This is a genomic window from Acidovorax sp. YS12 (genome assembly GCA_021496925.1).
Lineage (GTDB): Bacteria > Pseudomonadota > Gammaproteobacteria > Burkholderiales > Burkholderiaceae_C > Paenacidovorax.
This window is the reverse complement of the sequence record CP053915.1, coordinates 2,874,081-2,895,028: the sequence shown is the minus strand read 5'-3', so window position 1 is coordinate 2,895,028 and position 20,948 is coordinate 2,874,081. Positions and strand designations below refer to the sequence as shown.

The 20,948-nt window shown below is 70.6% G+C and carries 21 protein-coding genes; 11 read left to right on the top strand and 10 right to left on the bottom strand.

The window, feature by feature from the left end; all coding sequences use genetic code 11:
* The first annotated feature begins 2 nt into the window (after positions 1–2).
* Positions 3–698 carry an outer membrane beta-barrel protein gene (locus tag YS110_13155; GenBank protein ID UJB65630.1) on the top strand — a complete coding sequence of 232 codons (696 nt, stop codon included), beginning with the start codon at positions 3–5 and terminating at the stop codon, positions 696–698.
* Between the two features lie 64 nt (positions 699–762).
* Here YS110_13155 and YS110_13150 read toward each other — a convergent pair whose 3' ends face one another.
* The 4 genes from YS110_13150 to purE are packed head-to-tail and all read right to left on the bottom strand — an operon-like array spanning position 763 to position 4,426.
* Positions 763–1,725 carry a GDSL family lipase gene (locus YS110_13150; GenBank protein ID UJB65629.1) on the bottom strand — a complete coding sequence of 321 codons (963 nt, stop codon included), beginning with the start codon at positions 1,723–1,725 and terminating at the stop codon, positions 763–765.
* A gap of 45 nt (positions 1,726–1,770) precedes the next feature.
* Positions 1,771–2,760, bottom strand: a complete 990-nt coding sequence (locus tag YS110_13145; GenBank protein UJB65628.1) for a threonylcarbamoyl-AMP synthase — start codon at positions 2,758–2,760, stop codon at positions 1,771–1,773.
* A 2-nt stretch (positions 2,761–2,762) separates the two neighbouring features.
* A complete protein-coding gene (locus YS110_13140) occupies positions 2,763–3,935 on the bottom strand; it encodes a 5-(carboxyamino)imidazole ribonucleotide synthase (protein ID UJB65627.1) in 1,173 nt (390 codons plus the stop codon).
* Positions 3,932–4,426 (bottom strand): 5-(carboxyamino)imidazole ribonucleotide mutase, encoded by a 495-nt coding sequence (gene purE, locus YS110_13135; protein UJB65626.1) that lies wholly within the window; start codon positions 4,424–4,426, stop codon positions 3,932–3,934. The genes YS110_13140 and purE overlap by 4 nt, the downstream gene beginning before the upstream one ends.
* Positions 4,427–4,525: 99 nt before the next feature.
* Here purE and trxA point away from each other — a divergent pair, with 99 nt between their 5' ends.
* Together trxA and YS110_13125 are read left to right on the top strand one after the other, a co-directional pair.
* Positions 4,526–5,434 carry a thioredoxin gene (trxA, locus tag YS110_13130; protein ID UJB65625.1) on the top strand — a complete coding sequence of 303 codons (909 nt, stop codon included), beginning with the start codon at positions 4,526–4,528 and terminating at the stop codon, positions 5,432–5,434.
* 4 nt (positions 5,435–5,438) lie between these two features.
* Positions 5,439–6,266, top strand: a complete 828-nt coding sequence (locus YS110_13125) for an META domain-containing protein (GenBank protein UJB65624.1) — start codon at positions 5,439–5,441, stop codon at positions 6,264–6,266.
* A 6-nt stretch (positions 6,267–6,272) separates the two neighbouring features.
* Here the strand turns inward: YS110_13125 and YS110_13120 are convergent, their stop codons facing one another.
* Positions 6,273–7,196, bottom strand: a complete 924-nt coding sequence (locus YS110_13120; GenBank protein UJB65623.1) for a phosphoribosylaminoimidazolesuccinocarboxamide synthase — start codon at positions 7,194–7,196, stop codon at positions 6,273–6,275.
* Between the two features lie 264 nt (positions 7,197–7,460).
* Here YS110_13120 and raiA point away from each other — a divergent pair, with 264 nt between their 5' ends.
* The 3 genes from raiA to YS110_13105 all read left to right on the top strand — a co-directional run bounded on the left by raiA (position 7,461) and on the right by YS110_13105 (position 9,444).
* Complete coding sequence (raiA, locus tag YS110_13115) at positions 7,461–7,793, top strand: ribosome-associated translation inhibitor RaiA (GenBank protein UJB65622.1); 333 nt, start codon at positions 7,461–7,463, stop codon at positions 7,791–7,793.
* Between the two features lie 210 nt (positions 7,794–8,003).
* Complete coding sequence (locus tag YS110_13110; protein ID UJB67448.1) at positions 8,004–8,471, top strand: PTS sugar transporter subunit IIA; 468 nt, start codon at positions 8,004–8,006, stop codon at positions 8,469–8,471.
* 16 nt (positions 8,472–8,487) lie between these two features.
* A complete protein-coding gene (locus tag YS110_13105) occupies positions 8,488–9,444 on the top strand; it encodes an HPr kinase/phosphorylase (GenBank protein UJB65621.1) in 957 nt (318 codons plus the stop codon).
* 7 nt (positions 9,445–9,451) lie between these two features.
* On the opposite strand, the gene fur is transcribed toward YS110_13105, so the two are convergent.
* Positions 9,452–9,871, bottom strand: coding sequence for a ferric iron uptake transcriptional regulator (fur, locus tag YS110_13100; protein UJB65620.1), 420 nt, complete (start codon positions 9,869–9,871; stop codon positions 9,452–9,454).
* A 92-nt stretch (positions 9,872–9,963) separates the two neighbouring features.
* Here fur and YS110_13095 point away from each other — a divergent pair, with 92 nt between their 5' ends.
* From YS110_13095 to YS110_13080, 4 genes are read left to right on the top strand one after another with little or no spacing between them, the layout of a single operon-like run.
* Complete coding sequence (locus YS110_13095) at positions 9,964–10,518, top strand: outer membrane protein assembly factor BamE (GenBank protein ID UJB65619.1); 555 nt, start codon at positions 9,964–9,966, stop codon at positions 10,516–10,518.
* A gap of 54 nt (positions 10,519–10,572) precedes the next feature.
* Positions 10,573–11,406 (top strand): 4-hydroxy-tetrahydrodipicolinate reductase, encoded by an 834-nt coding sequence (gene dapB, locus YS110_13090; protein ID UJB65618.1) that lies wholly within the window; start codon positions 10,573–10,575, stop codon positions 11,404–11,406.
* Between the two features lie 5 nt (positions 11,407–11,411).
* The gene (locus YS110_13085; GenBank protein UJB65617.1) at positions 11,412–12,155 is read left to right on the top strand and encodes a MotA/TolQ/ExbB proton channel family protein; all 744 of its coding nucleotides are present in this window, start codon (positions 11,412–11,414) and stop codon (positions 12,153–12,155) included.
* Positions 12,152–12,598 carry a biopolymer transporter ExbD gene (locus tag YS110_13080; protein ID UJB65616.1) on the top strand — a complete coding sequence of 149 codons (447 nt, stop codon included), beginning with the start codon at positions 12,152–12,154 and terminating at the stop codon, positions 12,596–12,598. The genes YS110_13085 and YS110_13080 overlap by 4 nt, the downstream gene beginning before the upstream one ends.
* A 52-nt stretch (positions 12,599–12,650) precedes the next feature.
* Here YS110_13080 and YS110_13075 read toward each other — a convergent pair whose 3' ends face one another.
* From YS110_13075 to YS110_13065, 3 genes are read right to left on the bottom strand one after another with little or no spacing between them, the layout of a single operon-like run.
* Complete coding sequence (locus YS110_13075; protein ID UJB65615.1) at positions 12,651–14,198, bottom strand: PAS domain-containing protein; 1,548 nt, start codon at positions 14,196–14,198, stop codon at positions 12,651–12,653.
* A 15-nt stretch (positions 14,199–14,213) separates the two neighbouring features.
* A complete protein-coding gene (locus tag YS110_13070; protein UJB65614.1) occupies positions 14,214–15,845 on the bottom strand; it encodes a Tar ligand binding domain-containing protein in 1,632 nt (543 codons plus the stop codon).
* A gap of 46 nt (positions 15,846–15,891) precedes the next feature.
* Complete coding sequence (locus tag YS110_13065) at positions 15,892–18,453, bottom strand: EAL domain-containing protein (GenBank protein UJB65613.1); 2,562 nt, start codon at positions 18,451–18,453, stop codon at positions 15,892–15,894.
* A gap of 176 nt (positions 18,454–18,629) precedes the next feature.
* Here YS110_13065 and YS110_13060 point away from each other — a divergent pair, with 176 nt between their 5' ends.
* A complete protein-coding gene (locus tag YS110_13060; protein UJB65612.1) occupies positions 18,630–19,322 on the top strand; it encodes a S24 family peptidase in 693 nt (230 codons plus the stop codon).
* 104 nt (positions 19,323–19,426) lie between these two features.
* Here the strand turns inward: YS110_13060 and YS110_13055 are convergent, their stop codons facing one another.
* Complete coding sequence (locus tag YS110_13055) at positions 19,427–20,689, bottom strand: mechanosensitive ion channel family protein (GenBank protein ID UJB65611.1); 1,263 nt, start codon at positions 20,687–20,689, stop codon at positions 19,427–19,429.
* Positions 20,690–20,948: the final 259 nt, after the last annotated feature.

The following is a 20,948-nucleotide window of genomic DNA, read 5'->3' as shown; positions in this document are numbered from 1 at the left end:
ACATGCAACGTTTCATCCCCCAGGCCGCGGCAGCGGCAACCCTGCTGGCGCTGTGCGGCACGGCCTCGGCGCAGTGGACCGTGCGCGGCGGGCTCACGCACATCGCGCCCCATTCCTCGGCCTCCGATGCCGTGGGCCCCATGCTGCCGGCCGCCCCGTCCGGCATCAGCGTCGAAGTGGCCGACAAGGCCACGCTGTTCCTGTCGGTGGCGTACGCGCTCGACCCGCACATGGAATTGGAACTGGCCCTGGGCTCCCCGCCTACGCACGACGTGAATGCGCAGATCGCTGCGCGCCTGCCGCCCCACATCGTCGCTTTCGACGGCCGCACCCTGGCCGAGGTGCGCCAGATCGCCCCGACGCTGTTCTTCAACTACAAGTTCGGCGATGCCAACAGCCAGTGGCGGCCCTTCGTCGGCGTGGGCGTGAACTACACCAAGTTCGACAAGCGCACCTCCACCGCCGTGGGCAATGCCTTCCAGGGCGGCCCCACGGATATCCGCATGAAGGATTCCTGGGGGCTGGCCGCGCAGGTGGGCGTGAGCTACCGCATCAACGAGCGCTGGTCGGTCACCGGGGCCATTGCCACGGCCCATGTCAAGTCGGTCATCACGGCCACCACGGCGGGCGTGGCGCGCTCGATGGACATCCGCTTCCGCCCCACGGTGCTGACGATCGCGGCGGGCTACACCTTCTGAATCAGCGCAGGCTGCAATGAAAAAGCCGACCCGAGGGTCGGCTTTTTCATTGCGGGGCCGGCAGTTACCAGCGCAGGCGCACCTTGTCCACGGCGTAGGTGCCGAACTGGCGGTGCGCCGAGGGCGTAAGGTACACGTTGTCGGCGAACACGTAGCGGTCCACGTTGGCGCCGGGCAGCACGGTGGACGGGGTGCACAGCGCCGAGTTGATCTGGCCCGCGCCCGTGCCGATGCCGTTGCCCGCGTCCACCGAGGTGCACACGGCCTGCGTGGCGTTGTCGAAGGCGAAGCTGGCCGGCGTGTCGGTGTACAGGTTGACGTAGTACTCCAGATCCACGTACTGCACCTTGTTGCCCAGGTCGGTCAGGGAGATTTCCAGGCCGGTGTTGAAGGCGCGGCTCACGTCCTTGAGCAGCGCCTGCTGCGCGATGGCCGCGGCCCAGGGGGTGCGGCTCAGGTCGTACACGCCGGCCAGCACCACGTGGCTGCCGCCCGCTTCGGTGATGCGGCGCACCTGCGCCGCCAGATCCACGCCCCACTGGCGCGCCTGGGCGCGGTAGGCGTCGGCCGTAAGCTGGCCGGCATTGACCTGGGCCATGCCGGCGATGAGGTCGCTGATGCCGCCATTGATGAGCACGATGTCCTGGGCGCCGAAGGTCTTGTTGGCAGCCAGGAAGCTGGTGACCTGCTCGGTGATGGTGGGCGTGCTGGCGTCGCCCGCGGCATCGGGCTTGGCGCCGATGCGTGCGTTGCCCTGGGCGTAGTTGCTGCCGCCCTTGGACGCCGGGGTGACGGGCAGGCTCCAGTACGAGGCGAACTGCGCCGTCCAGTTGAAGCGGCTGCCGTCGGTGACGTTGACGGTGTAGGCGGAGCCCTTCTGGCCCACGTCGTTCACGGCGTCGCCGAAGACCACGGCGCGCTGCGGCGAGATGGCGGAATCGACGGTGCTGGAACCGCAGGCCGCGAGCAGCGCGGCCGAAGCACAGGCGGCGGCCAGAAGGCTGCGGCGCATCCAATGAGAAGCCATGAATTTCTCCAAAAAAGTGGGCGAAAGTGTATACGTCAAGCGGCGTCAGGCCGCCGCGGCGCGCTGCAACCGGTCGCGCACGCCTTCCCATTCCGGGGTGGCGGGCGGCAGTTCGATCCAGACCAGGCGCGCGCCCGCGTCGTCGAAGGCGCGCAGCGCGGCGAACAGCTCCTGGGCTGCCGCCTCCGCGTCCTGCGGCATGCGGCGCAGCAGCACCTGGGGCGAGGGCGCGCGCAACGGCGTGCGGGCGTACACGGCCAGGTGGGCGGCGTCGGCGCCCAGCAGATCCAGGCCGGCCTGCAGCGCCTTGGCATCCATCAGGCGCACCTTGGCGTTCGGCGCGTAGTGCGCCTCCAGCGTGCCCGAGGCGCGCGGCGTGTGCGCGGGCAGCGCCTCTTTCGAGAGCGGTGCGATGCCGCAGGCGGCCGCGATCTGCGCCCGCGTGATGGCGCCGGGGCGCAGCAGCACGGGCACGCCGCGCGTGCAGTCGATGATGGTCGATTCGATCCCCACGGCGCAGGCGCCGCCGTCGAGCACCAGCAGGCCGTCGCCGAACTCGCCCTGCACATGCGCCGCGGTGGTCGGGCTCACGCGGCCGAAGCGGTTGGCGCTGGGCGCGGCCACGCCGCGCACCCCTTCGGCCAGGCAGGCGCGCAGCAGCGCCTGGGCGACGGGGTGGGCCGGGCAGCGCAGGCCGATGCTGTCCTGCTGCCCGGCGGCGGCGGCGCCATGGCCGGGGCGGCGCGGCAGGATCAGCGTGAGCGGGCCGGGCCAGAAGGCCTGCACCAGCGCCTGGGCAAAGGCGGGCACCGCGCTGGCGAAGTGATCGACGCCGCTGGCGTCGGCCACGTGCACGATCAGCGGGTGGTCCGCCGGGCGGCCCTTGGTGGCGAAGACCTGCGCCACGGCCTGGTCGTTGTCGGCATCGGCCGCCAGGCCATAGACCGTCTCCGTGGGAAGGCCCACGAGCTGGCCCGCGCGCAGCGCCTGGGCCGCGGCGGTGATGGAGGCGCCTTGCTGGCCGTCGAGCACCATGGTCAGAATGGCGCGATGCCCAGCAGCGCGGCGGCCTGCAGCGCCGTGGCGCGCGCCGCCTCGGGCGTGGCGGCAGTGACGTTCAGGTGGCCCATCTTGCGCCCGTGCTTGGCAGCGCTCTTGCCGTACAGGTGCAGGTGCGCGCCGGGCAGCCGCAGCACGGCCTCCCAGGGCGGGGTTTGCGCGCTGTCGCCGCGCGTGAACCATAGGTCGCCCAGCAGGTTGAGCATGACGGCGGCGCTGTGCAGGCGCGGCTGCACCAGCGGCAGGCCGGCCAGGGTGCGCACCTGCAGCTCGAACTGCGACACGTCGCAGGCGTTCTGGCTGTAGTGGCCGCTGTTGTGCGGGCGCGGGGCGATTTCGTTGACCACCAGGCGGCCGTCCTGCAGCGCGAAGAACTCTACGCACAGCACGCCCACGTACTGCAGGCCGTTTGCTATGGAAATCGCAGCTTCCACCGCTTGTCTGGCAAGGGCTGGAGGCACATTTCCTTCATAAACCTCGGTGACGGCGAGAATGCCGTCGCGGTGCAGGTTGCGCTGCACCGGCAGGTGCACCGTGGCGCCGTCGTGCGCGCGCGCCACGATCACCGAGCACTCGAAGGCCAGCGGCAGCATCTGCTCCAGCACGCAGGGCACGCGGCCGAGCTGCGCCCAGGCGGCGGCCAGCTCGGTGGCGGTCTGCACGCGCACCTGGCCCTTGCCGTCGTAGCCCAGGCGGGCGGTCTTCAGGATGCCGGGCAGCAGGCCGGCGGGCACGGCGGCGAGCTGTTCGGCCGTCTCGATGACCGCATGCGGCGCGCACGGCACGCCGCAGGCGACGAAGTGCGCCTTCTCCTGCGCGCGGTCCTGCGCCACGGCCACGGCGCGCGCGGCCGGCGCCACGGGGCACTGCCCGGCCAGCGCGGCCAGGGCCACGGCGGGCACGTTCTCGAACTCGGTGGTCACCGCGTCGCACAGGCCGGCGAGTTGCGCCAGGCCGTCCGGGTCGTCGTAGGCGCTGCGGATGTGGTGGTGGCTGATGCGCCCGGCCGGGCTGTCGGCGTCGGCGTCGAGCACGGCGGTGAAGTAGCCCATGGCCTGCGCGGCGTGCGCGAACATGCGCCCGAGCTGGCCGCCGCCGAGCACGCCCAGCGTGGCGCCGGGCGGCAGCAGGTGGACGGGGTGCGCGCTCATGCGGCGGGCGGCAGCGCCATGGCGCGCGCGGCCTCGGTCTGTGCGGCGCGGAAGGCTTCGAGCTGCTGGCGCAGCGCCGGGTCTTCGTTCGCCAGCAGCGCCACGGCGAACAGCGCCGCGTTGGCCGCGCCGGCCTGGCCGATGGCGAAGGTGGCCACCGGAATGCCCTTGGGCATCTGCACGATGCTGTGCAGCGAATCCACGCCCTGCAGGTGGCGGCTGGCCACCGGCACGCCGAGCACCGGCACGGGGGTCTTGGCGGCGATCATGCCGGGCAGGTGGGCGGCGCCGCCCGCACCGGCGATGATGGCCTTGAGCCCGCGCGGCGCGGCGCTCTCGGCGTAGGCGAACATGTCGTCGGGCATGCGGTGGGCCGAGACCACCCGCGCTTCGTGGGCGATGCCGAATTGCCGGAGAATCTCTACTGCGTGCTGCATGGTGTCCCAGTCGCTGCTGGAGCCCATGACCACGCCGATCTGTATGGGTTTCATGTGCTGTGCGGCGCCGCGCGCGGGCGCGGCGCCTTGAGTGGAACCCCCGATTTTACTTTTGCGCCGCCCCGGCGCCATGCTTTGCAGAGGATCCCCCCCATGATCGACGTAACCGTCCAGAACTTTGAAGCCGAAGTCATCGCCGCTTCCATGCAGGTGCCCGTGCTGGTGGACTTCTGGGCGCCCTGGTGCGGCCCGTGCAAGACGCTGGGCCCCGTGCTGGAAAAGCTGGAGGTGGCCTACGCCGGCCGCTTCAAGCTGGTCAAGATCGATTCCGACCAGGAGCAGCAGCTCGCGGCCATGTTCGGCATCCGCAGCATTCCCACCTGCGTGCTGCTGATGAACGGCCAGCCCGTGGACGGCTTCATGGGCGCGCTGCCCGAGGGCCAGGTGCGCGAATTCCTCGACAAGCACCTGCCCAGCGCCGAGGAAGTGGAGGCCGACGAGGCCGAGTCCGAGGCGCTGGATGCCCTGGCCGAGGGCGACACCGCCGGCGCGCTGGAGCACCTGCAGCACGCCGTGGCCACCGACCCGGCCAACGACGAGGCGCGCTTCGACTACGTCAAGCTGCTGCTGCAGCTCGGCCGCGAGGACGATGCCAAGGTGGCCTTCGCGCCCGTCATCGCCAAGGCTGCGGGCGCGCGCCGCCTGGGCGCGCTCAAGGACTGGATGGATGCTCTTGATTTCGTAGCTGCTGGCGCTCTTGGGGCGGGCGCTGGAGCCGATTTTGATGCAAAAATCGCCACCAACAAGCGCGACTTCGAGGCGCGCTTTGGCCGCGCGCGCTGGCTCATGGCGCAGCAGCGCTGGACCGAGGCGATGGACGAGCTGCTCGAAATCCTCATGCGCGACAAGGCCTGGAACGACGAGGCCGCGCGCAAGGCCTATGTGTCGGTCCTCGAAATCATCGAGCCCCCCAAGCCCAAGGTGGCCGAGGGCCAGATCCCGCCCGAAGACCCGGTCGTGGCCACGTACCGGCGCCGCCTGTCCAGCGTCGTCCTGAGCTGAGCCCGTGCGGTGGCGCGGGGCGGCGTGGGCCACCGGGATCGCCCTGTGGCTGGCGGGCTGCAGCACGGTGCCCGCGCCGGACGCGCAGGTCTCCGGCACCGTGTTCTCGCGCGAGCGCCTGTACGTGCCGCCCGATGCGTATTTCGAGGCCGCGCTGGTGGACGTGACGGACGAGGGCGCGCCGCCGCTTGTGCTGGCCCGCCAGCGCGTGGACCCGGCCGGGCCGCTGCCGTACCTGCTGCGCATCCCCTACCGCCAGGCGCAGATCCAGCCGCAAGGGCGCTACGAGGTACGTGCCATGGTGCGCTGGCGCGGCCGCCTGCTGCTGGACACGCCCGGCGTGCATCCCGTGCTGTGGGAGCCTGCGTTCCGCCATGTGGATGTGCAACTGGCGCTGCCGCCCCAGGGGGCGGCCACCGTGGCGGCGGCCGTGCCGCTGCAGCAGACCTACTGGCGGCTGGAGGAGATCGTCGGCGGCGAAGCCGTCGATGCGCCGGCGCCGGGTGCGAGCGCGGCGCACCTGGTGCTGCAGCGCGGCGGGCCGCGCGCCAGCGGCTCGGGCGGCTGCAACCGCTTCATCGCCAGCTACGCGCAGCAGGGCGGCGCGCTGCGCCTGTCGGGGTTCGATGCGTCGCTGCGGCTGTGCCTGGCGGGCGGGGGCAGCGAAATGGCCTACCTGGAGCGCCTGGCCGCCGTCGCCGCCTTCCACCAGCAGGGCCGCGCGCTGGAGCTGCGCGACGCAGACGGCCAGCCGCTGCTGCGCTTCACGGCGCAGGAGCGCGGCGAGCCGTCGCTGGACGACATCGAGGCGCCGCCGCTGCTGCCGCAGTGAACGGGCTCAGGCCGTCAGGCGCTGCAGGGCCTCGCGGTATTTGGCGGCGGTCTTCTCGATCACGTCCTGCGGCAGGCGCGGTGCCGGGGCGGTCTTGTCCCAGGGCTTGTTGCCGCTGACCTTGGCCTGCTCCAGCCAGTCGCGCACGAACTGCTTGTCGTAGCTCGGCGGGTTTTCGCCCCGGGCCAGCGCGTCGGCATAGCCTTCCACGGGCCAGTAGCGCGAGCTGTCGGGCGTGAGCACCTCGTCCATCAGCACCAGCGTGCCGTCGGGCGCCAGGCCGAACTCGAACTTGGTGTCGGCGATGATCATGCCCTTGGCCAGGGCGATGTCCGCCGCCTCCTGGTACAGGCGGATGGAGATGTCGCGGATGCGCGTGGCCAGGTCGGGGCCGATCATCTCCACCGTGCGCTCGAAGGTGATGTTCTCGTCGTGGTCGCCCATCTCGGCCTTGGCCGCGGGCGTGTAGATGGGCGCGGGCAGCTTGGCCGCGTTCGTCAGGCCCGGCGGCAGCGGCACGCCGCAGACCGACTGCGTGGCCTGGTACTCCTTCCAGCCGCTGCCGGCCAGGTAGCCGCGCACCACGGCCTCGACGAGGATGGGCTTGAGGCGCTGCACCAGCATCGATCGGCCGCGCACCTGCGGCGCCTCGGCGGGCGAGACCACGCTCTCGGGCGCCTCGCCCGTGAGGTGGTTCGGGCAGATGTGGCCGAGCTTGCCGAACCAGAACAGCGCCATCTGCGTGAGCAGTTCGCCCTTGCCGGGAATGGGCTCGCCCATGATGACGTCGAAGGCCGAGAGGCGGTCGCTGGCCACCATGAGGATGCGGTCGTCGCCCACGGCGTAGTTGTCGCGCACCTTGCCGCGCGCCAGCAGGGGCAGCGAAGTCAGGGCAGAGGTGTGCAGGGCGGGAGTGCTGGGCTGGGTCATGGCTGTCGGAGGGTTGGTTCGGCGCGCGGGGGCTGTCCCCGCCAGGGCGCGATTCTAGGTCTCCGGCTGGAGAGCCCCCCAAAGCCTGTCCATTGTGCGCAGATTTGCACCGTTTTGGCACCTGGCGCGCCATAACCCGGTGCGCCGGGGCGGAATCGGATTGCTTTCCGCAGGGGCCCGGCGCATAGTGAAACCACAAGTTCCCAGGGCGGCCCGGCGCAGCGGGGCCGCAGTGTTCAACCGAGCGCCATAGGAGGCATATCCATGAACTTGACGATCAGCGGTCACCACCTCGAAGTCACCCCCGCCTTGCGTAGCTATGTCATGACCAAGCTGGATCGGATCACCCGCCACTTCGACCAGGTGGTGGACGTGAAAGTGCTTTTGTCGGTCGAGAAGCAAAAGGAGAAGGAAAAGCGGCAACGCGCCGAGTGCAATGTGCGCGTCAAGGGCAACGACCTGTTCGCCGAGAGTGCCCACTCGGACCTGTACGCCGCCGTGGACGAGCTGGTGGACAAGCTCGACCGCATCGTCGTGCGCCACAAGAACCGGCTGCAGGACCACCAGGCCGATGCGCTCAAGCGTGCCTACGCCTGAGCAGCGCACGCTGCCGGGGCAGGTTCCGGCGCTGAAAGCCGCCTTCCGGGGCGGCTTTTTTGCTGCCTGCCATAGCCCCCCGTTTGGGACGCTGGCCACAGTCGCATTACACTATTTTTGCATTGCAACAAAATATTGCGAGGCTACCGGGCGCGCAGAAACCAGCCCGGCGCGTTTCCAAGCACCGTGTGCATAATGACCGACACCACCATGAACCGACTTGCCTCCATCTTGCCGACCGCTCAGGTTCTCGTGAGCGTCGATGCCACCAGCAAAAAACGTGCCTTTGAAGAAGCGGGGCTGCTGTTTGAAAGCCAGCATGGCCTGTCGCGCGCCCTGATCACCGACAGTTTGTTTGCGCGCGAGCGCCTGGGTTCCACGGGCCTGGGCCATGGCGTGGCGATTCCGCATGGGCGCATCAAGGGGCTCAAGTCCCCCATGGCGGCGGTATTCCAGCTGGAGCGTCCCATCGGCTTCGACGCACCCGACGAGCAGCCGGTGAACCTGCTGATCTTCCTGCTCGTGCCCGAGGCCGCGACGCAGAAGCACCTGGAGATCCTCTCCGAGATCGCCGAACTGCTCAGCGACGGCGCGTTGCGCGAGCGGATCAAGGCCTGCACCGACGCGGCCGAGCTGCACGGCATGATCGCCGGCTGGCAATCCACCCAGGCGGCCTGAGCCCGCTCCGCCCGCCGTGAAGCCCAACGTCGTCAGCGCCGATGTCCTGTTCGAGGCCTTTCGCGGCCAGCTGCGCTGGGAGTGGGTCGCGGGGCTGAGCGCCTCGGAGCGCCGTTTCGACGAGGTGGCGATCCGCAGCGCGCGCTCGGGCGCCGATCTCGTGGGGCACCTCAACTACATCCACCCATACCGCGTGCAGGTGCTCGGCGAGCGTGAAATCGCCTACCTGGGCAACGCCACCCCCGAGGACTGCAAGCGCCGCGTTTCACGCATCGTCACCCTGGAGCCGCCGGTGCTGGTGCTGGCCGACGGGCAGGCCGCACCGGACGAGCTGGTGTCCATGTGCGAACGCGCGCAGATTCCGATGTTCGCCACGCACGAGCCCTCGGCCTTCGTGATCGACGTGCTGCACGCCTACCTGTCCAAGCATTTCGCCGAACGCATGACCATGCACGGCGTGTTCATGGACATTCTGGGCCTGGGTGTGCTCATCACCGGCGAATCCGGCCTGGGCAAGAGCGAGCTGGGGCTGGAGCTGATCTCGCGCGGCAACGGCCTCGTGGCCGACGATGCGGTGGACCTGTACCGCATCAACCAGAACACCATCGAGGGCAAGTGCCCCGAGCTGCTGCAGAACCTGCTCGAAGTGCGCGGCATCGGCCTGCTGGACATCCGCGCCATCTTCGGCGAGTCGGCCGTGCGCCGCCGCATGCGCCTGCGCCTCATCGTGCACCTGGTGCGCAAGGAAACGCTGGAGCGCGAGTATGAGCGCCTGCCCTACGAGCCGCTGACCCAGGACGTCCTGGGCATTCCGGTGCTGAAGGTGGTCATCCAGGTGGTGGCGGGGCGCAACATCGCCGTGCTGGTCGAGGCAGCGGTGCGCAACACCATCCTGCAACTGCGCGGCATCGACACCTACCAGGAATTCGTCGAGCGCCACCGCCGCGCCATGGAGCACAGCGGCGGCTTCTAGCCGCCGATCAGCCCTTGCCCGCGCAGCTCGCGCACTGGCCGTACAGCGCCATGGCGTGGTCGTGCACCACCCAGCCCTTGGACTTCGCGATGGCCTGCTGGCGCTTCTCGATCTCGGGGTCGTAGAACTCCTCGACCTTTCCGCAGGCGGTGCAGATGAAGTGGTCGTGGTGCTGGCCTTCGTTCAGTTCGTAGACGGCCTTGCCGCTCTCGAAGTTGCTGCGCAGCAGGATGCCCGCCTGCTCGAACTGCGTCAACACCCGGTACACGGTGGCCAGGCCGATGTCGGAGCGTTCGTCGAGCAGGGTGCGGAACACGTCTTCCGCCGTCATGTGGCGCTGCACGCCCTTCTGGAAGATCTCGAGGATTTTCAGGCGTGGCAGTGTGGCCTTGAGTCCGGTGCTTTTGAGTTCGTCGATATTCGTCATGGCAAGGTCTTTCGCATACGCCGGAAAGCGCGGGCCGGGCATTCGGCACCAGCCGCTACAATGGGCCGGATCATAGCCTCATAGCCTTATCCATGCATGCCACAGCCCGTTGCAGCGCCCGCGTGGCGCTGATTGTGTCCATTGGCGCTGCCATGACCGCCTGCGGCAGCGTCGACCTTTCCGGGCGCGCGATGGTCGAAACCCTCAAGCCGTACCGTGCCACCGTGGTGCAGGGCAACTTCGTCTCGCGCGAGCAGGTGCAGGCGTTGCAGCCCGGCATGAGCCGCCAGCAGGTGCGCGACCTCCTTGGCACGCCGCTGGTCACCAGCCTGTTCCATGCCAACCGCTGGGACTACGTGTTCACGCTCAAGAAGCAGGGCGAGGAGGTGCAGACGCGCAAGCTCGTCGTGTTCTTCGAGGGCGACGAGTTCGTGCGCTCCGAGGGCGATGAGATGCCGACCGAGGCTGAGTTCGTCGCCACCCTGGGTTCGCGCGCCGTGCCGCGCAAGGCCCCCGTGCTGGAAGCCACCGAGGCGCAGCTGGAGCGCTACCCCGCGCCCGAACGCGCGCCGTCCGCCAGCCCGTCGGCACCCGATGCCGACGCCGCGCCCCGGCACTACCCGCCGCTGGAATCTTCCGCGCGCTGACCCGCCCTTGGCGCGCCGGCTGCGGGGCGCCACCCTCCATTTGCCAGGATTTCCATGACCGCCACTTCCCCGTCCGCAGCACCTGCCATTCGCGTCGCCATCGCCGGCGCATCCGGCCGTATGGGCCGCATGCTGATCGAGGCCGTGCGCGCCAGCGACGACTGCGTGCTGGCCGGTGCGCTCGACATCGCCTCCAGCCCCGCCATCGGCTCCGACGCCACGGCCTTCCTCGGCGTGGCCAGCGGCGTGCCCATCACCGCGGACGTGCGCGCCGGCCTGGCCAACGCCGACGTGCTGATCGACTTCACCCGCCCCGAGGGCACGCTGGAGCACCTGGCCGCGTGCGCGCAACTGGGCGTCAAGGCCGTCATCGGCACCACCGGCTTCACGCCGGCGCAGAAAGAGGCCATCGCCGCTGCCGCGCAGAAGACCGCCGTCGTCTTCGCGCCGAACATGAGCGTGGGCGTGAACGTCACGCTCAAGCTGCTCGACATGGCGGCCCGGGCGCTGTCCACGGGCTACGACATCGAGGTCATCGAGGCGCACCACCGCCACAAGGTGGACGCCCCCTCGGGCACCGCGCTGAAGATGGGCGAGGTCATCGCCCAGGCCATGGGCCGCGACCTCAAGGACTGCGCCGTCTACGCCCGCGAAGGCGTCACGGGCGAGCGCGACCCGTCCACCATCGGCTTCGCCACCATCCGCGGCGGCGACATCGTGGGCGACCACACGGTGCTGTTCGCGGGCACGGGCGAGCGCATCGAAATTTCGCACAAATCCTCCAGCCGCGCCGGCTATGCGCAGGGCAGCCTGCGCGCCGTGCGCTTCCTGGCGGCGCACCGCACCGGCCTGTTCGACATGTTCGACGTGCTTGGCCTGAACGACTGAGCGCCATGGACTTGCTGCACTGGTGGCGCCAGGGCGATGCGGTGACCCAGGTCACGGCCCTGCTGCTGCTCGCCATGTCGGTGGCGAGCTGGGTCGTCATCCTGTGGAAGCTGCGCCTGCTGCGCCGCGCCAGCGCCGACCTGCCGCGCGCCACCGCCGCCTTCTGGCAGGCCGCCAGCCTGGCCGATGCGGCCAGCCGCGTGCAGCCCTTCGACCGCGAATCCCTGATCCTGCCGCTGGCGGGCGCCGCCCATGCGCTGGCGGCGGGTGCGCCGCCCGGCTCGCTGGCCGCGCAGGGCAGCCGCGCGCAGCAGCTCACGCGCGTGCTGCGCGATGCCCTGCACGGCGTGCTCGGGCGCCTGCAGTGGGGCCAGGTGCTGCTGGCCACCGTGGGCTCCACGGCGCCTTTCGTCGGGCTGCTGGGCACCGTGTGGGGCATCTACCACGCGCTGGCGACCATCGCGGGCGCGGGCCAGATCACCATCGAGCGCGTGGCCGGCCCGGTGGGCGAGGCCCTGGTCATGACCGCCGCCGGGCTGGCCGTGGCCATTCCCGCCGTGCTGGCGTACAACGTCTATGGCCGCATCGCCGGGCGCATCGAGGCCGACCTCGAAGGCTTCGCGCACGACCTGCACGAGCTGCTGGCCGACAGCAGCGGCATGGAGCGACCCGCCGCCCGGTCGCCCCAAGGCGGGTCAGCCCCCTCGGGGGGCAGCGAACCACGCGCAGCGGGGAGCGTGGGGGCATGAGTTTCGGCCGGCTGGAGCGCACCCCTGGGCCGCAGCCCATGAGCGAGATCAACGTCACGCCGCTGGTGGACGTGATGCTGGTGCTGGTGGTGATCTTCATCCTCACCGCGCCGCTGCTGGCCAGCAGCATCCAGCTGGAGCTGCCGCGCGCCCAGGGCGGCGCGCCGGGCGCGCCCGTGCAGGCGCTCACGCTCGTGGTGGACCGCACGGGCCAGGCGTTCATCGACGACCGGCCGGTGGCCCCGCAGGCCCTGGAGGCCCGGCTGGCCGAGGTGGCGGCCGCGCGGCCCGACACGGAAATCCAGCTGCGCGCCGATGCTGCCGTTCCCTATGGCCGCGTGGCCGCCATCATGGGGGCGGCCCACGCCGCGGGCCTGCAGCGCATCGGCTTCGTGACCGAGCCAGAGCCTGTGGCAGCGCCGCCTCAGCTACTGAAAAAATAGCTGCTCGCGCTTGCTGGCACTGGGCTGAAGGCCTTTTTTATTCCTATTCCTGTCAGCTGCGGAACACGTCCACGGCCTGCACCAGCCGGTCTGCCTTGTGGCTCAGCTGCTGCGCCGCGGCGGTGGACTGCTCGGCCAGCGCGGCGTTCTGCTGCGTCATCTGGTCGATGCGGCCCACGGCGGCGCTCACCTGCTGGATGCCGCTGGCCTGCTCGGCCGTGGCGGTGCTGATCTCGGCGATCAGGCGCTCCACGCGGCCCGTCTGCTCCACGATGCCGGCCATGGCTTCGCCGCCGCGCCGCGCCAGCGTGCTGCCGGCCTGCACCTGGGCCATGTTGTCGGCGATCAGCGCCTTGATCTCGGCGGCCGACGAGGCGCTGCGCTGCGCGAGCTTGCGCACCTCGGCGGCCACCACGGCGAAGCCGCGCCCGTGCTCGCCCGCGCGCGCCGCCTCGACGGCGGCGTTGAGCGCCAGGATGTTGGTCTGGAACGCCAGCGAGTCGATCACGCCCGTGATGTCGCCGATGCGGTGGCTGGCCGTGGCGATGTCCTGCATGGTGGCCGTCACCTGCTGCGTCACCTCGCTGCCCTGGTGCGCGGCGGCCGTGGCCTCGGCGGCGATGCTGCTGGCCTGGCGCGCCGCCTCGGCGCTGTGGCCGATGGCGGCGGACATCTGTTCCACGGCCGCCGCCGTCTGCTGCAGCTCGCCCGTGGCCTGCTCGGTGCGCTGGCTCAGGTCGTGGTTGCCCTGCGCGATCTCGGCGCTGGCGCTGCGCACCCCGTCGATCTGGCCGCTCACGTCGTCCACCAGCGAGCGCAGGTTCAGCCCGGCCTGGTTCACGCTGCGCATCAGCATGCCGATGTCGTCGATGCGCTCCAGGTGCATGCCCTGCTGCATCTGGCCCGCCGCCACGTTCTGTGCCTGGTGCAGCACGCGCCGCAGCGGCTGCGCGATTTGGCGGGACAGCCACAGCGAGGACAGCGCGTAGGCCGCCAGCGTCCAGGCGGCGAATAGCGCGAACTGGCCGTCGTGCATGCCCAGGCCCCAGGCGCCGGCCATGGCCAGCAGCGCCAGAGCGAACCCGGCCAGGTGGATGCGCCAGTGCAGCGGCAGCGTCTGCGGCAGCGAGGCCCAGGCCATCAGCCCGGTGCGCACGATCAGCCCCTGGCGGAAGCGCCGGCCGCGTGCGCGCCCTGCGCGGAAGTCGGCGTACAGGCGCTCGGCGGCCTCCACTTCGGCGCGCTGGGGCTGCGTGCGCACCGACATGTAGCCGGCGAGCTGGCCGCTGCGCACCACGGGCGTGACGTTGGCGCGCACCCAGTAGTGGTCGCCGTCGGCGCGGCGGTTCTTCACCAGTGCCGTCCACGACTTGCCTTCCTTGATCGTGGCCCAGAGGTCGGCGAAGGCCTCGGGCGGCATGTCGGGGTGGCGCACCAGGTTGTGCGGCTGGCCCAGGATGTCCTGCGGCGCGAAGCCGCTGACCTCGATGAAGGCCGCGTTGGCGTAGCTGATGTGGCTGCCGGGGTCGGTGACGGACAGCAGCGTGGCGTCCAGCGGGAAGGTGTACTCGCGCTGGGTGATGGGTTGGTTGTTGCGCATGGCCGGGGTCTGGGGCTAGGGATGGGACGATGCGGGCAGGCGTGGCGCCGCGGTGTGGGGCTGCCGGGGCAGGGCCGCCGCGCCGCCTTCGTTCAGGCGGAAGATGGCGACGGCCTGGTTCAGGTGCTGGGCCTGGGATTCGAGCGAGCCCGCCGCGGCGGCGGCCTGCTCGACCAGGGCGGCGTTCTGCTGCGTCACCTGGTCCATCTGCGCCATGGCGCGGTTGACCTGCTCGATGCCCGCCGCCTGCTCGTGCGAGGCGGTGGCGATCTCGCCGACCAGGGAGGAGAGCTTGTGCACCGCGTCCAGGATGCCGTCCATGGTGACGCCCGCGGCTTCCACCTGGCGCGTGCCTTCGGCCACCGTGGCGTTGGAGTCGGCGATCAGGTCCTTGATTTCCTTGGCCGCGGCGGCGCTGCGCTGCGCCAGCGTGCGCACCTCGCTGGCCACCACCGCGAAGCCCTTGCCCTGCTCCCCTGCGCGGGCGGCTTCCACGGCGGCGTTCAGCGCCAGGATGTTGGTCTGGAAGGCGATGGAGTCGATGACGGTGGTGATGTCGTCCACGCGGCGCGAGCCCTCGGCGATGCGGCGCATGGTGGCCACGGTCTGCTGCATGGCGTCGCCGCCGCGCTGCGCGGTGGCGCTGGCCTGCTCGGCCATGCCGCGTGCCTGGGCGGCGCTGTGGGCGTTGTTGCGCACGGTGGCGGCCAGCTCTTCCATGCTGGAGGCGGTTTCCTCCAGCGACGCGGCCTGCTGTTCGGTGCGCGAGGACAGGTCGGCGTTGCCGGCGGCGATTTCCGAGGCGCCGCCGGCGATCTGCCCCACGCCTTCGCGCACCGTGCCCACGGTGGCCCCCAGGCTGCCCTGCATGTCGCGCAGGTAGGGCAGGATCTGGCCCACGCAGTTGCGGCCGAAGAGCTCGATGGGCCGGGTCAGGTCGCCTTCGGCGATGCGGCGGAAGTGGCCCTTGATCTCGTCGAGCGGCCGCTTGACGAAATGCACCACGTAGCGGTCGCCCAGCACGATCAGCAGCAGGCAGAAGCCCAGCACCGCCGCCGTGCCGATGAAGGCGTTGCGGCGGTTGGCGTGCGCGGTTTGCAGCAGCGCGCTCTCGTGCCCGGCGGCGTAGGCTTCGTAGCGGTTCACCGCGTCCTCCAGCGTGCGGCGTGCCGGTATGGTCACCTGGCGCACGTGCTGCGCGATCTGTGCGATGTCGCCCGCCGCGAGCAGCCTGCGCTGCGCCGTGATGCCCTGGTCCACCATGGCCTTGAAGCTGGCCTGCAGCTCCTGCAGCAAGGGCCCCGGGGCGTGCGGCTGCGCCGCGCGGGCGAAGACCGCGAACTGCTCCTGTGCGACGGACAGGATGCCGTCCAGGCTGCGCTCCTCCGCCGCGGCGGCCTCCTGGTCGCCGGCGGCCGTGTACTCGCGCTGGCGCGACAGGGCCAGCTGCGCCTGCAGCATCTTGGCGTTGGCGATGTTGAGTGCCGAGGTTTCCGTGAGCAGCAGGTGGTTCTGCTCCAGCGACTGCTCGGCATGCTGCAGCCCGCGCGTGCTGATGAACGCCAGCACCGCGACCAGGGCGCTGATGAGCATGAGCACATACATGACCATGCGCCGCACGGTGATGTCTCTGAGAATCTGTTGCATTTCTATCGTATTCCTGACGATGGGATAGGGATGGGCATGGCGCGCGCTAGGCCGCCGTGAGCCACGCCTCCAGCGCCTCGGGCGGCAGGGGGCGGGTGTACAGGTAGCCCTGGTGCACGGCGCAGCCCTGGGCCTGCAGGAACTCCCGCTGTGCCGGGGTTTCCACGCCTTCGGCCACCACGGGCAGGCCCAGGCCGTGCGCGATGTGCAGCACGGCAATGGTGAGAGCGCGCGCGGTGGCATTGGTTTCGATGTCCTGCACGAAGCTCTTGTCGAGCTTGAGCTCGCTGATGGGCAGGCGGTGCAGCGCGCCGAGGCTGGAGTAGCCGGTGCCGAAGTCGTCCAGCGACAGCGAGATGCCGCGCGCGCGCACGGCGCGTGCCGTTTCCAGCACGGCGGGGTCGGGCGCGAGCATGACGGTCTCGGTGATCTCCACCGTCAGGTCGGCCGGCTGCAGGCCGTGCTGCGCCAGCGTGCGCGCCAGCATGGCGGGCAGGCCGGGGTCGAGGAAGCTGCCGGCCTGGAAGTTGACCGCCACGTGCGGCACGGTGACGCCGCGCGCGCGCCAGTCGGCCATCTGGCGGCAGGCTTCGCCGAGCACCCACTGGGTGAGCGGGCCGAGCAGCCCGCATTCCTCGGCCAGCGCCACCAGGCGCATGGGGGCGATGGCGCCGAGCTGCGGGTGCGTCCAGCGCAGCAGCGCCTCCACGCCGCGCAGCGCGGCGCCGTCCATCTGCGGCTGGTAGTGCAGGGCCAGGCCGCCGCATTGCAGCGCCGTGTGCAGGTCGGCTTCCAGCCGCGAGCGTTCCTGGGCCTGGGCGTTCATCTCGGCGCGGTAGAAGCGGTAGCGCGGGCCGTTGGCGGCCTTGGCCTGGTACATGGCCAGGTCGGCGCAGCGCAGCAGGGTGTCGGTGTCGCCGCCGTCCTCGGGGAACATGGCGATGCCCATGCTGGCGCCGGGGTGCAGCGTGGCGCCATCCACCTCCACCGGCTGGGCGATGGTGGCGAGCAGCCGCTCGGCGGCGATGGCGGCCTGGCGCGCGTCGCACTGCGGCAGCACCAGCACGAACTCGTCGCCGCCCATGCGCGCCACCACGTCGCCGGTGCGGGCGCTGTCCTGCAGCCGCTCCGCCATGGCGCGCAGCAGCGCGTCCCCGGCCGGGTGGCCCTGGGTGTCGTTGACCTGCTTGAAGCGGTCCAGGTCGATGAACACCAGCGCCAGCGGCAGGTGGGCGCGCTGCGCGTCGTGCAGCAGGCGCTCGGCGCGCATGCGCAGCTTGCTGCGGTTGGCCAGGCCGGTGAGGGCGTCGTAGTAGGCGAGCTGGTGGATGCGCACGCGTTCGCGTTCGCGCTCCAGCAGCAGCGCGCACAGGTGCAGGCCGGCTTCCACCAGGCGCTCGTGCAGCGCGTCCGGGCCGCGCGGCGTGCGGTAGTGGAAGGCCAGGGTGCCGAGCACCGCGCCGTCGCGCGCCTTCACGGGGCTGGACCAGCAGGCCCGCAGGCCGTGGCGCGTGAAGGCCTCGCGCGCTGCCGCCCAGCCCGGGTCGCTGGCGATGTCGGCGCACAGCACGGGCTGGCCGGTGGCGGCCGCCGCGCCGCAGCAGCCGGCGCCAGGCCCCACGGGCATGCCGTCGGCCAGGCGCTGGAGCTCCGGCGGCAGGCTGGGCGCGGCGAGCACGCGCAGGCGGCCGCCGGCGTCCACCTCCAGCAGCGTGGCGGTGACTTCGGGCGCGATGCGCTCGATTTCGCCGCACAGCAGCACGGCCGTTTCGCGCAGCGGCGCGCCGTGCGCCATGGCGTCCAGCACCTTGTGCTGCAGCACTTCGTGGATCTTGGTGTGCGTGATGTCGGTGAGCACGAACACGGCGTGCTCCAGGCTGCCCGCCGTACCGTGCACCGGGTTCATCATCAGGGAGACCCACAGCGGGCGCCCGGCGCGGGTGTACAGCAGCACCTGGGTCTGCAGCTCCCGCCCGGCGAGGGCGCGGGCGTGCAGGGCTTCGAGCGTGCGGCGGTCGGTGTGCGGGCCGCCCAGCAGGGCGGCGGGGCTGCAGCCCAGGGCTTCTTCGGGGCCGCAGCCGAGCAGCCGCGCGAAGCCCGCGTTCACGTAGGTGATGCGGAAGTCGCCGTCGGTCACGACGATGGCGCTGCCGCTGCGGTCGGCCACCAGCGAGAGCTGGCGCAGGTGCTGCTGCTGCGCGCGCTGCGCGGTCACGTCCTTGAGGAAGGCGGTGTAGAGCACGCGCGGCCCGAGCACCACGCGCGAGATGGACATGGAGGCCCACAGCCGCGTGCCGTCGCGCCGCTGCACCGGCACCTCGCGCGAGGCGCCCACGACGCGGTTGATGCCCGTGGCGCGGTTGGCGTTGACGTAGTCGTCGTGCGCCTCGCCGATCTCCGGCGGCACCAGCATCTTCACGTTATGGCCCAGCACCTGTGCGCGCGCCCAGCCCCACAGGCGCTCGGCGGCGGGGTTGAAGAAAACCACCCGGTTGTGCTCGTCGATGACGACCACCGCGTCGGCGGCCTGCTCCAGGGTCTGCACGAGCAGTTCCCCATGGGGATCCTTCTCTTGGAGGACGGAGGGGGAGAGCATCGGGGGCGCCATTGTCGAATGATTTATGACCCATTTTCGGTAGCACTTGGTATCAATTGACCCCTGGCGTGCGGGTCCTGACGTTTGTTGACATTGCTGGACGCGCCGGGCCGCACGGGTTAAAAATGAAACCAATTGCTTCTATTGATGATAGCAAATGGGGGAAAATCGCATGCTAACTTGCTTCGATGGACGAGAGCCAGATTCAGGAGTTGCGCCGTGCTCGCCTGGCCGATGCCGTGAAAAAGCTGTGCGCAGGCAACGTGACCTCATTCGGCCGCCTGCTGGGCTACAGCGGCGGCGCGTTCGTGCGCCAGATGCTGCTGGGCAACCGTGCCATTTCGGACAAGACGGTGCGCCGCATCGAGGGCCTGCGCGGCATGCAGGGGTGGTTCTCGCCCGCGGCCACGCATGCCGTGCACGAGCCGGCGGCGGACTACGACTTCGGCGCGGGGCCTGACGTGTACCAGCTCTATCCCGTGGAACTGCGCATGCGCCCGGGCCTCATCGGCTACACGGTCTGGCCCGACGAGTCGGACGAGGACGCGCCGCTGTCGCTGCACAAGCACTGGCTGGCGCGGCGCGGCTATGTGCCTGGGCAGCTGCTGGCGCTGCGCGTGCGCAGCGCGGGCATGGAGCCGTCGCTGCACACGGGCGACGTGGTGGTCATCAACACCGCCGACGCGGCGCTGCGCGACGGGCAGGTGTTCGCCATCAACTTCTACGGCGACCTGCTGCTGCGCCGCGTGCAGCGCGAGGGCTCGGGCTGGTGGCTCGTGGCCGACAACCCGGACCAGGCGCGCTTTCCGCGCAAGGCCTGCGCCGGGCCGGACTGCGTGCCCATCGGGCGGCTGGTGTTCAAGCAGAGCGAGGCAATCTGACGCGGGGCTGTAAGCTATCGAAAGAATAGCTGGTAGCGCTTGCCAATTCATAGTTTCAGCATATTTTATGGCTGAAATCGAGTAATGGAAAGCGCAACCAGCTCCTATTGTTGTAGCGCCAGTGCGTCCGCATCCTTGTCCGCATGCAGCACGGCGCGCACGTCGCTGCCCGAGGGGCTCTGGTACAGGCGCAGCCCGAACTCGGGCAGGACGGCCAGCAGGTGGTCGAAGATGTCGCCCTGCGTGCCCTCGTAGGCCACCCAGGCCGTCGTTGCGGTGAAGCAGTACAGCTCCAGCGGCACGCCCTGCGGCGTGGGCTCCAGCGCGCGCACCATCAGCGTCATGCCCTGGTGGATGCCGGGGTGGGCGCGCAGGTAGGCCTGCACGTAGGCGCGGAAGGTGCCCAGGTTGGTCAGGCGGCGCTGGTTGGCGGGCTCGGCCGCACCTTCGCCCAGGCGCTCGCGCAGCGCGGCGTTGCTGTCGGCCACCTCGCGCTGCTTGCCTTCGAGGTAGGGCGTGAGCAGCGCGATGCGCGCCAGGCGCGCGGTTTCCTCGGCCGTGAGGAAGCGCACCGAGGCCGTGTCCAGCCGCAGCGTGCGCTTGATGCGCCGCCCCCCGGATTCGGACATGCCGCGCCAGTTGCGGTAGCTCTCGCTCATGAGCCGCCAGGTGGGGATGGTGGTGATGGTCTTGTCCCAGTTCTGCACTTTCACGGTGTGCAGCGCGATGTCCACCACGTCGCCGTCGGCGCCCACCTGGGGCATCTCGATCCAGTCGCCCACGCGCAGCATGTCGTTCGACGCCAGCTGCACCCCGGCGGTGAAGGAGAGGATGGTGTCCTTGAACACCAGCATCAGCACCGCCGACATGGCGCCCAGGCCCGACAGCAGGATCAGCGGCGAGCGGTCGATCAGCGCCGCCACGATCACGATCGCCCCCAGCAGCATGAGCACCAGCTTGCCCAGCTGCACGTAGCTCTTGATGGAGCGCGGGCGCGCGGCGGCGGCGTGGGCCTCGTTCAGCGCGTCGAGCAGCGCCATGAGCGTACGCACGCCGTGCAGCACCGTCAGCGCCAGAGCCACGTTGCGCACCACCGTGGCCGCGGCGGCGTCCAGGTGCGGCACGGCGCCGATGCTGGCCTGCACCACCAGCGAGGGCGCCATCTGCGCCAGCCGCTGCAGCACCGGCTCGTGCAGCAGCGCGGCGGACCAGCGCGTCTGCGGCGCGGCGCGCCAGCGGCGCGACACCTGGCGCAGCAGCCACCCGGCGGCGGCGCGCGCCGCGAACGCCAGCAGCGCCAGCGCGGCCAGGGACAGGCCGGTGACGGCCCAGGGATCGAGTTCGGACAGGAAGGCAAACGGCTGCACCAGCGGGGGCTCCTTTCACGCGAGTGGATGGGAAGGCGGGACGGCGGCCCGTGGGGCCGCCTGGGCGCAAGGGCTGCGGCGGAGGGCGCCCTTCGGCGGGGGCCATGGCGGCGAGCGCCTAAAATCCGCGCAACGCAGTTGAGAACGTGTAAAAGAACCCGCCATGCCCGCTCATTCCGCCAAAACACACCCGTCCGGCGTTGCAAATGCTCGCCATAGCCCTTGCTATGGCTGCGCTTTGCGCCTAGGGCGGGCGCGT

Bases quoted from the DNA above. Each gene is read 5' to 3' on its own strand.
- YS110_13155 (UJB65630.1), top strand. From the start codon at position 3: ATGCAACGTTTCATCCCCCAGGCCGCGGCAGCGGCAACCCTGCTGGCG.
- YS110_13150 (UJB65629.1), bottom strand. From the start codon at position 1,725: ATGGCTTCTCATTGGATGCGCCGCAGCCTTCTGGCCGCCGCCTGTGCT.
- YS110_13145 (UJB65628.1), bottom strand. From the start codon at position 2,760: ATGGTGCTCGACGGCCAGCAAGGCGCCTCCATCACCGCCGCGGCCCAG.
- YS110_13140 (UJB65627.1), bottom strand. From the start codon at position 3,935: ATGAGCGCGCACCCCGTCCACCTGCTGCCGCCCGGCGCCACGCTGGGC.
- purE (UJB65626.1), bottom strand. From the start codon at position 4,426: ATGAAACCCATACAGATCGGCGTGGTCATGGGCTCCAGCAGCGACTGG.
- trxA (UJB65625.1), top strand. From the start codon at position 4,526: ATGATCGACGTAACCGTCCAGAACTTTGAAGCCGAAGTCATCGCCGCT.
- YS110_13120 (UJB65623.1), bottom strand. From the start codon at position 7,196: ATGACCCAGCCCAGCACTCCCGCCCTGCACACCTCTGCCCTGACTTCG.
- raiA (UJB65622.1), top strand. From the start codon at position 7,461: ATGAACTTGACGATCAGCGGTCACCACCTCGAAGTCACCCCCGCCTTG.
- YS110_13110 (UJB67448.1), top strand. From the start codon at position 8,004: ATGAACCGACTTGCCTCCATCTTGCCGACCGCTCAGGTTCTCGTGAGC.
- fur (UJB65620.1), bottom strand. From the start codon at position 9,871: ATGACGAATATCGACGAACTCAAAAGCACCGGACTCAAGGCCACACTG.
- YS110_13095 (UJB65619.1), top strand. From the start codon at position 9,964: ATGCATGCCACAGCCCGTTGCAGCGCCCGCGTGGCGCTGATTGTGTCC.
- dapB (UJB65618.1), top strand. From the start codon at position 10,573: ATGACCGCCACTTCCCCGTCCGCAGCACCTGCCATTCGCGTCGCCATC.
- YS110_13085 (UJB65617.1), top strand. From the start codon at position 11,412: ATGGACTTGCTGCACTGGTGGCGCCAGGGCGATGCGGTGACCCAGGTC.
- YS110_13080 (UJB65616.1), top strand. From the start codon at position 12,152: ATGAGTTTCGGCCGGCTGGAGCGCACCCCTGGGCCGCAGCCCATGAGC.
- YS110_13075 (UJB65615.1), bottom strand. From the start codon at position 14,198: ATGCGCAACAACCAACCCATCACCCAGCGCGAGTACACCTTCCCGCTG.
- YS110_13070 (UJB65614.1), bottom strand. From the start codon at position 15,845: ATGCAACAGATTCTCAGAGACATCACCGTGCGGCGCATGGTCATGTAT.
- YS110_13065 (UJB65613.1), bottom strand. From the start codon at position 18,453: ATGGCGCCCCCGATGCTCTCCCCCTCCGTCCTCCAAGAGAAGGATCCC.
- YS110_13060 (UJB65612.1), top strand. From the start codon at position 18,630: ATGGACGAGAGCCAGATTCAGGAGTTGCGCCGTGCTCGCCTGGCCGAT.